Raw genomic sequence first — 12,086 nt, forward strand, 5'->3', positions numbered from 1 at the left:
TTCTCCTCCGACTAACGGCTGGCAGGTTGGTCTTGCCATGGTTTTCCATCCCGAACCATGGCATTCAGCCTGATCAACAACACACGCATACACGCAACCAACGCTACCTTTGAGCATTTTCCCGCTGCCCGAAGGCGGGCATAACGGTTTTTGAAATCATCGTTGTGGCGGACCATAACCAAAGTGCTCATGTACACCGCTCGACGTAGCCTTGATCTCCCTCCATAGATGCGCCTAACACCTCGCTTGGCCCCGCTGTCGTTGTTATAGGGGGCTACACCAGCCAACGCTGCGACCTGTCCACGGCTCAGGTCTCCCAATTCTGGCAGGTAGCAGAACAAGCTGCTGATGGTCACCGGGCCAACCCCTTTGATCGAGCGCAAACGCTCCATTAGTTCGGCATCGATTTGCCGGCTTTGCGCGGCTATACGCTTATCCGCGGCGGCGATCATCTCTTTGAGTTTGGCATTGAGTTCCCTATAAGCATCCAACACGTCTGCCTCTTGCGCTTGTTGAATACGGCGCCGGTTATCGTCCCGTTGCTGGATGAAGACATCACGCTGATTAACCAACTCGGTAAGCTTGTCGCGGGCCTCATCGGGGAAAATGAAGTTTTTTTCCTCCAAGGCCGAAGCAAACGTCGCCAGCATTCGCGCGTCAATGGGATCGGTTTTAGCGCGCTTGCCCATAGCCTGCGCAAACTGGCGAGCGCGAACCGGGTTGATTCGCTGAACCTTAAAACCGGTCTTGGCTAGCAGCCGCACCGACAGCTTTTCATAGCCGCCTGTCGCTTCAACTAGAACACGCACAACCTGTCTCTCAGCAAGCCAGCCAGCCAGTTTGGCGAGCCCTTCGGCGGTGTTAGGCACACTCAGTTCGCCTGCCTGGGGAAATAGCGCGATTTGCAAAGTGGCTTTGGACACATCAATTCCGGCGTAGGCAGTCATGAGTAAAACCTCTAGGCTTAGGGGCGAGAGGTCACTCTGGTCTGGCTCACGCTTGTTGTTCGAGGTCGGACTCAGTCAACTGTTCGAGCTTGGAACCAGAGTGAAAAGAGTGGATGGCAGCTTGGCTCCCTCACGTGCTCAAAAGGCACCGCTGCTCATCAGCTGCCATTCACCCCTCTCATCTCTGACATTACCTCAGTTAAAGACACAAGCTTGCTCCCGTCGCAAACGCTTGGGGCCGCTACGCCCGAGGCGTCGGACCGGCCCAGCGGGAGCAAGCTCCCTCGCCACAAAAGCTCGTCATTTCATAAGCCAGCGTCGATCACCTTGCGATAAAACAACCACTCCTGCTCCAGCGCATGCGCCTGGTTCGCAGCCTTGCGAAAGCCGTGACGCTCAACGGCGTAATAGTGCGCCTCGACGGCGACACCGTTGTCCTCCAATGCCTTGACCATGTCCCGGGTCTGCTGTGGCACGACCACCGCGTCCAATTCGCCTTGGAAAAATATCACCGGGGCGCGAATGCTTTCAGCGTGCAGCAGCGGAGTCCGGGCCCGGTAGCGTTCGACGTCCTGTTGCGGGTCGCCGATCAACCAATCCAGGTAGTCTCCCTCGAATTTATGGGTGGCATGGGCCAGGGCAATGGGATCGCTGACGCCATAGAGGCTGGCGCCGGCACGGAATACATCACGGAATGCAAGGGCGCACAGCGTCGTATACCCACCGGCGCTGCCACCGCGAATGAACGCGCAACGCCCATCGATCAGACCCTGCTCGTTCAAGTACGCAACGACCGCGCAAGCATCCTCGACGTCCGCCACGCCCCAGTCCAGATGCAGTGCCTGTCGATAGGCGCGTCCGTAGCCGCTGCTGCCGCGGTAATTGAGGTCGGCAACGGCAAAGCCGCGCTGGGTCCAGTACTGGATGCGCGGATCGAACATCGGGTAGCAAGCTGAAGTTGGCCCGCCGTGGATAAACACCACCAAGGGCGGTTTTTCTTCGGCGTTCATGGCCGGATAAAAGAATCCGTGGGCTTCACTTGTGACAGAAGGGTAGCGCAGGGTTTGAGGGCGACTGATCTGCTCGGTGGGCAATGGCGCGATGCCGCCCGCCAATACCACTGCTTCACGGCTTTGCCGTTCGATGGCGATGATTGCCGATGGGCTGATCGGCGAGGCGGCAACGGCATAAACGAATTGCTCATCGAGCGCCAGGCTGCGGAAGCGGCTGTAACTGCCGGTGAGATCTTCGAGCACGCTGTCGCTGCGCAGGCCCAGCCGCCCAAAGCCGGCTTCGGTCCAGCTTGCCAGGTAAGTGGTTTCATCTACAGGCAACCAGGTACAACCGCCTAATTGCCAAGGTGCGGGGCCGTGATCGGCGTCGACGGCGGGCAGCGGCTCGAGAACGCCGGCACGTTCAACCCAGGGCTGCCAGTACCCGCCGCGGTCGGTCAGGCAATAGAGGCGACTGGAGGCATCGAAGCGCGGTTGTTGAATCGACTCTTCGTCCTTGTCACCCGCCACACAACGCGGCTCTTCCCAACCTGTGGCGTTGCGCTCGGCAACCATCAGCCGCGTGACCGTCCAGGGCTGGTGTGGGCGACTCCACTCGATCCAGGCGAGTCGCTGGCCATCGGGGCTCTGCGTCGGCGAGGCATAGAAATCCGCACCGGCTGCCAGCACGCGCCGCTGGTGGGCCACCAGCCCGATCGAGACCAACCGATGCTGATTGGCCTGTTCTTCCACCGCCAGCACCTGCCCGGCGGCGAAGCGCAAATCCCCATATCGACAGTCGCCCTGGGTCAGAGCCAACGGAGGCCCTCCCGCCAGCGCCTGGTGGTACACCTGTTGGTCCGCCTCGTTGACAAACAGCACGCCGTCATCGCTCAGGCAGAATGATCCGCCGCCGTATTCGTAGACCCGACTGCGTGCGCTGAAGCCGTCCGGGGTCAGGCAGCGGGCCTTGGCGTCTTGCCACTGCCAGATCCGGCAAGCGCCGTCTTCGGGACGGTATTCATTCCAGAACAGGCCCTGAGGCCCCAATTGCAGTTCGGCAAAGTCGACGCCCGCCGCGACGGCTTGGGCGGCGCTGAAGGGCTCAGCCCTTAATGATGAGGCGCGAGTTTCGTTCATTGCGAAAGGCCAGTTGCTCGATGGTTTGAGTGGCGTGCTCGGCGTCTTCGCGAGCCTTGAGAATCATCCCGTGATGCGCGGATTTGCTGCACACCGGATCGGCATTGCTGGCGTCGCCCGTGAGCATGAACGCCTGGCAGCGACACCCTCCGAAGTCCTTCTCCTTTTCATCGCAGGAGCGGCAGGGCTCGGGCATCCAGTCATAACCGCGGAAACGGTTGAAGCCGAACGAGTCGTACCAGATGTGCTGCATGCTGTGGTCGCGCACATTGGGAAACTGCACCGGCATCTGCCGGGCGCCGTGGCATGGCAATGCCGTGCCGTCCGGCGTGACGGTCAGGAAAATACTGCCCCAGCCGTTCATGCAGGCCTTGGGGCGTTCTTCATAATAGTCCGGGGTTACGAAGATCAACTTGCACGGATTGCCCTCGGCTTCCAGCTTGGCGCGGTATTGGTTGGTGATACGTTCGGCCCGCACCAATTGTTCACGAGTAGGCAGCAGGCCGACGCGGTTGAGGTGTGCCCAACCATAGAACTGGCAGGTGGCGAGTTCGACGAAGTCGGCTTCCAAGGCAATGCACAGCTCGATGATGCGGTCGATCTTGTCGATGTTGTGCCGATGGGTGACGAAATTCAGCACCATCGGGTAGCCGTGGGCTTTCACCGCCCGAGCCATTTCCAGTTTCTGCGCGAAGGCTTTCTTCGAGCCGGCCAGGAGGTTGTTCACCTGCTCGTCGCTGGCCTGGAAGCTGATCTGGATGTGATCCAGCCCGGCCTTCTTGAAGTCGCTGATCTTCTGCTCGGTCAAACCGATGCCGGAGGTGATCAGGTTGGTGTAGAAACCCAGCTTGCGCGCCTCGCCGATCAGCTCGGCCAAGTCCTGGCGCACCAGCGGCTCGCCACCGGAAAAACCTAACTGCGCGGCGCCCATTTCCCGGGCTTCGCGAAACACCTTGAACCACTGCTCGGTGCTCAGCTCCTTGCCTTGCTCGGCAAAGTCCAGCGGGTTGGAGCAGTACGGGCATTGCAGCGGGCAACGATAGGTCAGCTCGGCCAGCAGCCACAGCGGCAGGCCGACGTCTGGCTTGGGCGGCAGGCCGGTGATGTCAGGCAAGTTCGATCCAGTGCTCTGCACGGGCGACCTCCATGAACTGCTCGATGTCGTCATCGAGTTCCGGCACGCCGGGGAACTGCGTCGCCAACTCGCCGATGATCGCTGCGACATCCCGCTCGCCATCGATCAAGCCGCCGATCAGCGCCGCGCTGTCATTGAGCTTGATCATGCCTTCAGGATAGAGCAACACATAGCCTTTCTGGGCCGGTTCATACTGGAAACGATAGCCTTGGCGCCAGCGAGGGGTTTTGCTGCGATCGAAACTCATAAGGTAATCCCTTTGTGCCAGACGCGCTGCCCGGTCACGCTGTGATAGGGCGGGCGATTCAATTCGTAGGCCATGCTCATCGCGTCAAGCATGCTCCAGAGGATGTCCAGTTTGAACTGGAGAATCTCCAGCATGCGCTCCTGACCCGCACGAGTGGTGTAGTGCTGCAAGGTAATGGCCAAGCCATGTTCGACGTCACGCCGGGCCTGACCCAGGCGGGTGCGGAAATACTCGTAGCCGGTCGGGTCGATCCAGGGGTAATGCTGCGGCCAGCTGTCCAGGCGCGACTGATGGATCTGTGGGGCGAACAGTTCGGTCAAGGAACTGCTGGCGGCTTCTTGCCAAGAGGCGCGGCGGGCGAAGTTGACGTAGGCGTCCACCGCGAAACGTACGCCCGGCAGCACCAATTCCTGGGAGCGCAGTTGATCGGGGTCCAGGCCCACCGCCTGGCCCAGTCGCAGCCAGGCTTCGATACCACCGTCTTCGCCGGGCGCGCCGTCATGGTCGAGCAGGCGCTGGATCCACTCGCGGCGGATTTCCCGATCCGGGCAGTTGGCCAGGATCGCGGCGTCCTTGAGCGGAATGTTTACCTGATAGTAAAAGCGGTTCGCGACCCAGCCCTGGATCTGTTCGCGAGTGGCGCGGCCTTCATACATCGTCACGTGATACGGGTGATGGATGTGGTAATACGCGCCCTTGGCACGCAGGGCGGCTTCAAATTCTGCAGTGGTCAATGGTGTGTCAGTCATTTCGGACGCTCCTACAGTTCGATGCTCATACCGTCGTAAGCGACCTCGACATTGCGTCGCACTAACTCGGCCCGCTCGGGGGAGTCTTCATCAAGGATCGGGTTGGTGTTGTTGATGTGGATCAGCACCTTGCGCTGCTTCGGCAAATGCTCCAGCACTTCAAGCATGCCGCCGGGGCCGTTCTGTGCCAAGTGGCCCATTTCCCGACCGGTGCGGGTGCCGACGCCACGGCGCTGCATCTCATCGTCGTCCCACATCGTGCCGTCCACCAACAGGCAGTCGCTGCCGGCCATGATCTCCAGCAGCGGGGCGTCGACTTTTCCAAGGCCCGGGGCATAGAACAATTTGCCGCCTGTGCGCAGGTCTTCAACGATCAGCCCGATGTTGTCGCCAGGGTGCGGGTCGAAGCGATGCGGGGAATAGGGCGGTGCGGCGCTGCGCAGCGGCAGCGGGGTAAAACGCAGGTTCGGGCAGGCCGGGACGGTGAAGCTCTGGTCCAGTTCGATGCGGTTCCAGCTCAATCCGCCGTTCCAGTGGGTCAGCATATTGAACAATGGAAAACCGCTGCTCAGGTCTTCATGGACCATGTCGGTGCACCAGACCTGGTGCGGGCAGCCCTCGCGCAGGCTGAGCAGGCCAGTGGTGTGGTCGATCTGGCTGTCCATCAGGATGATCGCGCCAATGCCGGTGTCGCGCAGGGCCCGGCCAGGTTGCATCGGGGCAAAGCCCTGGAGCTGGGCGCGGATGTCCGGGGAGGCGTTGCACAATACCCAGCTCACACCGTCATCGGAAATCGCGATGGACGACTGGGTGCGCGCCTGGGCCCGCAGGCTGCCGTTGCGAAAACCCGCGCAATTGGCGCAGTTGCAGTTCCACTGGGGGAAACCGCCGCCGGCGGCGGAACCTAGAATCTGGACGAACATGGCCGCTCCATCTGCAAACCGAAATAAAAACGCCCCGGATGACCGAGGCGTTGTGTTGCGTACTGATCGCCTGCTGTCATCAACGGCTGGCGAAGTACATGGTGACTTCGAAGCCGATACGCAGATCGATATAGGCGGGTTTGGACCAGGACATGGGAATACTCCTTTGGTTGGGATGCTTGGGTTAGTTAGGACGGTTGGGACCTATACATATAGTCCATCTCCGACAGGAGATGTTCAGATGCCTAAACACCTATGTTACTAAATCTGACAAATTCGTTCGCCGCGATTCTTTGAGAAAGCTCGTTGCACGGGCTGCAATGATCACCGCGCCGCTTGCCAAGGGGCTCCCGGAGACGGCTCGTTGCTGAGGCAATAACGCCCTCCTTGCGCGTTGATCAAGCGGTGGGCCGCGTTTATCAATGGCTCGCGTTCCATCTGCACGATGGCATCGGCCAGCAGTTGCAGATAGTCCGAAGAACGTCCGGCCAATTTGCCTTGCCAGAGCAACTCCGCCGCTTGTGCACAGGGCAGCACGGCGCTATCGAGCTGACGGGCCAGCGCTTGCTGCTGGCTGGCCAGGCTTGAATCATCGAGCTGTTCGATCAGCGCCGGCAACTCGCCCAGGAATCGCTCCATGTGAGCAATCAGCTGCGCTGCCGAGGCGCTGGGGGATTGGGCACCGAACAATAAGCCCGTCTGGCCGTTGATTTGCTTCAAGCCACTGAACACGGCATAGCCCAATTGCAGCTCAACTCGCAGGCGCTGGTAAAACGGCGTCTGACAGAGCTGGGCCAGCAATCGCCACGCGGCCTCGTCAGACAAGTCCTGGGTCGGTGTGGGACAAAACAGCAAAACGGCGTGTTCGTCGCCCTGGGTCTCAAGCCTGTTCCAGACGCAGCCGTGGGATTGCACCAAGGCTGGCGTGTCGTCCTCACTGGCGATGCCTGGAACCCGGGCCAGCGCAGGGCCCATCGCGGTCTGGGTAGCGGCCGAGAGACCGATGGCCAAGCCATCCCAATGGGCGCTCGCCCAGACACCTTGATCGCTGTCGGGCCGTGGTAACGCCGGGTTTTGGACATTCGGCCGGCAATGATTGGGCAACGCCTTCAACAAGTGCCGAATCGGTATCAAGGGTGTGTCGCTGTCGGGCTGGGCGGGGGGCAGCGGTTGTCCAAGCTTCGTCAGGAGGTGCTCGAGTACCAGCGGCATCGGCGCCTGCAAGCCAACCATTTTCAGCAGCCATTGATTGCCGCAAGGTTCAAGGACAAGGTCCACGCCGGCCTGCTGGGCGTCTTCGTGCAAGTCCGCCAGATGCTGATCGAGCCTGGACTGAAGAGCGAGCGGCGCCTGAGACGCCAAGCGCCAGCGCAAATACACCGCACTTTCACGGGTGTCATCCGCCAGCGCCTGGCTGAACTGCATGGGCGAGCGTTCCCGCCGGCCTCGGCTACGGTCCTGTGCAAACGTGCGCAATCCACGGTGGGCGCTGGTTTGGCCGCGTATCAAGCCGGCGGGGGGCGGCTCGCTGGCGGTTTGCAGGAACGGGTTGGGCGGCGGCAACTGCCATGGCCCGACGACGTTTTCCACCGGGTGCAATTGCGTGAGGATTGCCCTGAGCCGCATCAAGTCGTTTTCCGACAGGGGGCCGTCGCGTCCTTCGCTGTCCCCGCGAGCCAGTTGCAGGGCTGTTGCCGTCTGTTGACGACGTTGCAGCCGTGCGGTGAATTCCTTGCGCAACGGCGCCCAGTCATCGTGGGCGGCAACGAACCCCAGCCAATCGCGCAGCAATGGCTGGATATCGGCAGGTATCTGGCCGTTGTCGAGCTTGAGTTCGATGCGCAGCAATGCCTGGCCGGCAAATTCGTACAGCGGTGTGGCCTTGAGGCTGTCGGCCAGGCCGCGCTGGCGCAACAGCGCCAACAAGCTGCCCGGTTTATGGGTGTTCAGCCAATGGCACAGGAAGTCCAGGGCTTGGGGCGAGGCGACCGGCAGTTGCTCGAAGGCAAACAGCATGTCCCGACCGCCCGCACGAGCGCGTTGATAACTGGCCTCGGAGGTCTCCATGAGTGGCGGCGGCAATGGCCTGTCCACCGTTTTACCCGCAGGAACGCTTTCAGCAAACGTGGCGGCCAGCGTACGCAAGGCCTCGATGCCTTGCGGGCCGACCAGGCTCAAGGTCATTTGCCCGCTCTGATAGAAACGCCGATATAAACCGTGCAGTGTCGTTTGAAATTCAGGCTGTGACACCGCCAGGCTGTCGCGATTGCCCGCATGGAAGCCTCGCAGCGGGTGAGCGGCCGACAAGCCGTCATGCAGGGCAACCTGTCGCTGGGCCGCTGTGTCCTGGGACCAGGCAATGAATTCAGCGTGCAGTACTTCCCGCTCGCGCAACTGGCTCTCTTCGTCCAGGCGCGGATGACTGAGCATGTCCGACAGCCGCTCCAGCCCGCCGGCCAGGGCAGCGGGGGGGAGTTCAAGGAAAAAATCGGTGGTGCGTTCGCTGGTGCGTGCGTTGATTTGCCCGCCGTGGCCCTGCACGTAGGCCATCAGGTTCTGACCTGTGGGAAAGCGCTCTGTCCCTAGGAAGAAAAGATGCTCGAGAAAGTGCGCCAATCCCGGCCAGGCCTCAGGCGCATCGTGACTGCCGGCCGCCACGCGCAACACCGCTGCGCAGCGTTTGAGGCCGCAGGCATGACGCAATGTCACCTGCAGGCCGTGGGCCAGGGTTTCAGTGTGAGGATGGAGGGAATCGGCGGCCAGCATGAGCATTTCCAGGAAAAAGATCTGCTCATGCTAGCGGATTCGTTCGGGTCAGTGTTTATGCAAGTCGCCGTAAAGCGTTGGCTGACGGTCATGCAGATAGTTGTAGGCGGCGCGGGAGTCTTCCATCAGTTGGCGATCCAGCTCGCCCACGATCAAGGCCTCGTCCAGCCCCGCCAGGGCAGGGCGGCTGCCGTCCGGTGCGGCGATGCTGCTTTGGCCGCAATAGCGCAATTCGCCTTCATGGCCGCAATAATTGGCGTAGGCGACGAAGCATTGATTCTCGATAGCCCGCGAACGCACGGTGACGTCGGCGATGAAGTCGTAGGGCTGCATGTTGGCGGTCGGCACCAGGATCAACTCGGCGCCGGCCAAGGCCAGGCGCCGGGCATTTTCCGGGAATTCCAAGTCGTAGCAGATCAGGAAACCGAGCTTCCAGCCGTTGAGCTCCACGATTGGCAGCGCCGCGTCGCCGGCGCTGAACATCGTATGATCCAGGTCGCCGAACAGGTGGCTCTTGCGATAGTTCGCCAGGCGTTCGCCGTGGGCATCGATCAGTTGGACGGCGTTGTAGATCTGCCCGTCTGCGCTGCGTTCAGGATAGCCATAGAGAATCGCCAGGCCGGCCGCCTTGGCGATTCGACCAATCTGCTGCGCCCATTCGCCGTTGTAGACCTCCGCCAGTACATTCACCGCATCGACGCCGATGTTGTAGCCGGTCAGGAACATTTCCGGCAGCACCAATACATCGGCGCCCCTGGCTTCCAGCGCGACTTGGTGCAGGCGCTGCAGGTTGCCGGCCGGGTCCATCGGCAGTGGTGGGCATTGGTAAAGGGCTACGCGCATCGAAAACTCCTTTTATTCGGGCAGGGCGATGGGACCGATTTCGTCGAACACATCACCTGGACCCGGGTTCTCGGGGTGAGTTTCACCGCCGAAATGTTTCATGATTCCCCACACGGCATTGAGCGAGGTCTGCACCGCGCCTTCAACCCAGGCGGGTGTCCATGAGACGTCGTCGCCAGCGATAAAGATCCCTTTTTGTTCGGCCGGCATGTCGTCCTGCATGAAATGCGCGTACATGCGCTGGTTGTAACGGTAGTGGCCGGGCAGGGCGCCCTTGAATGCGCCAAGGAAATACGGATCGGCTTCCCAGGACACGGTAATGGGATCGCCAATGATCCGCGCCGCGATGTCCACCTTCGGATAGATTTTCTTGAGGGCATCGAGTGCCAGCCTCACGCGTTTCTCCACGGGATACGGGAGCATCTTCAGCGCATCGCTCATCCAGGAGTAGGACAGGCAAATCACCCCTGGCTTGTCGTCGCCGTTGTCGAACAGGTAAGTACCACGGGTCAGGCGGTCGGTGAGCGTCATGCTCATCAGGTCGCGGCCGGTTTCCGGATCCTTGTCCTTCCAGAATGGCCGGTCGACCATCACGAAAGTCTTTGACGCCTGCATATAGCGGGTGCGGTCCAGGGCCATCCACATTTTTTGCGAGAACAGCGCTTCCTCGCACTCGATCTGGGTGGTCAACAGCCAGGTCTGGCAAGTCACCAGCACGGCGGCATATTCACGCGTGTCGCCCCAGACGTCAGTCACGCTGAACCGACCGTTGTCGGCCCGTGCAATACGTTTCACGCCGCTACGAGGCGCGCCCAGGTGCAACGAATTCAGGCTGGTGCCTTGCGGCCAATACGCGCAGCGCTCCGGCACGTGTTTCCAGATCCCATGCGGTACCTGCTCCACCCCGCCAACCACTAGATGTTGATGGTCGTCGCAGTTGGTCATCACCACGCGGAAGATTTCGAGCATCGAGTTGGGGAAGTCCGAGTCCCAGCCGCCGGTGCCGAAACCGACCTGGCCGAACACTTCGCGGTGTTGGAACGAAAGCTTGGCGAAGGCCTTGGAGGTAGCGACGAAGTCGTAGAAGGTGCGGTCATCCCACAGTGGCACCAGAGTGTTCCACAGTTCCTTGAGGCGTGGCACGTCGCGGTCGCGGATCGCTTGCTGGATCTCGCCAAAGCGCGAGCCGGCCTCCAGCGCATCGGCCCAGGCATCGGCGACTTCCTGGAACAGCGCGGGGAGGTCAGCCATGCGTTCGGCGTAATAGGTCTGGCCTTCCAAATCGATCACAGTGCTGCCCGAGGCCGAGGTCAGCGGGTTGGGGAAGGGTTTTGTCTCCAGGCCCAGCTTGTCGACGTAGTGATAAAACGCCGTGGACGACACCGGGAAACGCATACCACCCAGCTCGGCTACGATGCCGTCGGCGCCGTTGAACGCCTGGGAACGCAGGCGCCCGCCCAGCTTCGAGGCCTCATAGACCACAGGCTTGAGGCCCATTTTCATCAACTCATAAGCCGCCACCAGGCCAGCGATGCCGGCCCCGACAATCGCCACTTCGGCCCCGTGGTAGTGCTCGGGAATAGCGCCGAGGCCGGCCGGGTGTTCGATCCAATCGTCAAAGGCGAACGGAAAATCCGGTCCAAAAATGGTGATGGGCTTCTTGCCATCTGCGGGGTGGCGATTGTTCTTGTTCATGGCTGACCTTGATGGGCGGCTCGACGCGGCGTGAGCGTCTGAGTATAGGAAAGATGCCAGCCATTCTAGAGAGGGTGAAACACGTTAATAAGACGCAATGTGTCGTTGTTTTTAGCGGGTTTACGTCATTATGACGTCGCGGTGATCGTTAATGACGAATCAGGCTTCAGACCGGCTGGCCCCGATCAATCTTGCTGCTGAGAATGATCGATGTGGTGGTCTTATCAACCCCGTCCACGCCGCCGATCTGGTCAAGCAACTGATCCAGTTGCTCCGGCGAGTCCGTGCGCAGCCACGCCACGTAATCGAATTCGCCGCTGACCGCACACAATTGCTGGACTTGAGCCATGGCGCTCAAGCGTCGCAGCACTTCCTTGCCGGAGCGCGGTTGAACCTTGATTCCAACGTAAGCCTGCAAGCCGCCATCGATCACTCGTTGCCCCAGGCGCACGCCATACCCGGTGATCACGTTGGTTTTTTCCAGCCGCGCCAGCCGTGACGTCACCGTCGTTCGGGCAATGCCCAATTGTCGGGCGAGCATGGCGACGCTTTCGCGAGCATTGATTTGCAGCGCCGCGATCAACTGGCGATCGATTTCGTCGAGGACGAGGGGGCGGGTGTCAGTCACGGTCGGCTCCGGCGCTAGCAT

General features: G+C 61.0%; 11 protein-coding genes. All 11 read right to left on the reverse strand.

What is annotated here, in order from left to right:
• Positions 1 to 11: 11 nt before the first annotated feature.
• A complete protein-coding gene (locus J3P95_RS02720; RefSeq protein WP_434557345.1) occupies positions 12 to 947 on the reverse strand; it encodes an IS110 family transposase in 936 nt (311 codons plus the stop codon).
• Positions 948 to 1,252: 305 nt separating this feature from the next.
• Positions 1,253 to 3,079, reverse strand: a complete 1,827-nt coding sequence (locus J3P95_RS02725; RefSeq protein WP_434578796.1) for a prolyl oligopeptidase family serine peptidase — start codon at positions 3,077 to 3,079, stop codon at positions 1,253 to 1,255.
• Positions 3,045 to 4,214 carry a pyrroloquinoline quinone biosynthesis protein PqqE gene (gene pqqE, locus J3P95_RS02730; protein ID WP_434578795.1) on the reverse strand — a complete coding sequence of 390 codons (1,170 nt, stop codon included), beginning with the start codon at positions 4,212 to 4,214 and terminating at the stop codon, positions 3,045 to 3,047. The genes J3P95_RS02725 and pqqE overlap by 35 nt, the downstream gene beginning before the upstream one ends.
• Entirely contained in the window at positions 4,186 to 4,461 is a 276-nt protein-coding gene (gene pqqD, locus J3P95_RS02735; protein ID WP_434578793.1) for a pyrroloquinoline quinone biosynthesis peptide chaperone PqqD, read from the reverse strand. The genes pqqE and pqqD overlap by 29 nt, the downstream gene beginning before the upstream one ends.
• Positions 4,458 to 5,210, reverse strand: a complete 753-nt coding sequence (gene pqqC / locus J3P95_RS02740; RefSeq protein ID WP_434578791.1) for a pyrroloquinoline-quinone synthase PqqC — start codon at positions 5,208 to 5,210, stop codon at positions 4,458 to 4,460. The genes pqqD and pqqC overlap by 4 nt, the downstream gene beginning before the upstream one ends.
• A gap of 11 nt (positions 5,211 to 5,221) precedes the next feature.
• Entirely contained in the window at positions 5,222 to 6,133 is a 912-nt protein-coding gene (pqqB, locus tag J3P95_RS02745) for a pyrroloquinoline quinone biosynthesis protein PqqB (RefSeq protein ID WP_434560542.1), read from the reverse strand.
• Between the two features lie 79 nt (positions 6,134 to 6,212).
• Positions 6,213 to 6,287 carry a pyrroloquinoline quinone precursor peptide PqqA gene (pqqA, locus tag J3P95_RS02750; protein WP_003177660.1) on the reverse strand — a complete coding sequence of 25 codons (75 nt, stop codon included), beginning with the start codon at positions 6,285 to 6,287 and terminating at the stop codon, positions 6,213 to 6,215.
• Positions 6,288 to 6,457: 170 nt separating this feature from the next.
• Positions 6,458 to 8,899, reverse strand: a complete 2,442-nt coding sequence (gene pqqF / locus J3P95_RS02755) for a pyrroloquinoline quinone biosynthesis protein PqqF (protein WP_434578790.1) — start codon at positions 8,897 to 8,899, stop codon at positions 6,458 to 6,460.
• Positions 8,900 to 8,947: 48 nt separating this feature from the next.
• Entirely contained in the window at positions 8,948 to 9,742 is a 795-nt protein-coding gene (locus J3P95_RS02760; protein WP_434578788.1) for a carbon-nitrogen hydrolase family protein, read from the reverse strand.
• A gap of 12 nt (positions 9,743 to 9,754) precedes the next feature.
• Complete coding sequence (locus J3P95_RS02765) at positions 9,755 to 11,437, reverse strand: flavin monoamine oxidase family protein (RefSeq protein WP_434560548.1); 1,683 nt, start codon at positions 11,435 to 11,437, stop codon at positions 9,755 to 9,757.
• A 166-nt stretch (positions 11,438 to 11,603) separates the two neighbouring features.
• Positions 11,604 to 12,065, reverse strand: coding sequence for an Lrp/AsnC family transcriptional regulator (locus J3P95_RS02770; protein ID WP_434560550.1), 462 nt, complete (start codon positions 12,063 to 12,065; stop codon positions 11,604 to 11,606).
• Positions 12,066 to 12,086: the final 21 nt, after the last annotated feature.

It is taken from the genome of Pseudomonas sp. Z5-35 (assembly GCF_051131945.1).
In the GTDB taxonomy this organism is placed as follows: domain Bacteria; phylum Pseudomonadota; class Gammaproteobacteria; order Pseudomonadales; family Pseudomonadaceae; genus Aquipseudomonas; species Aquipseudomonas marvdashtae.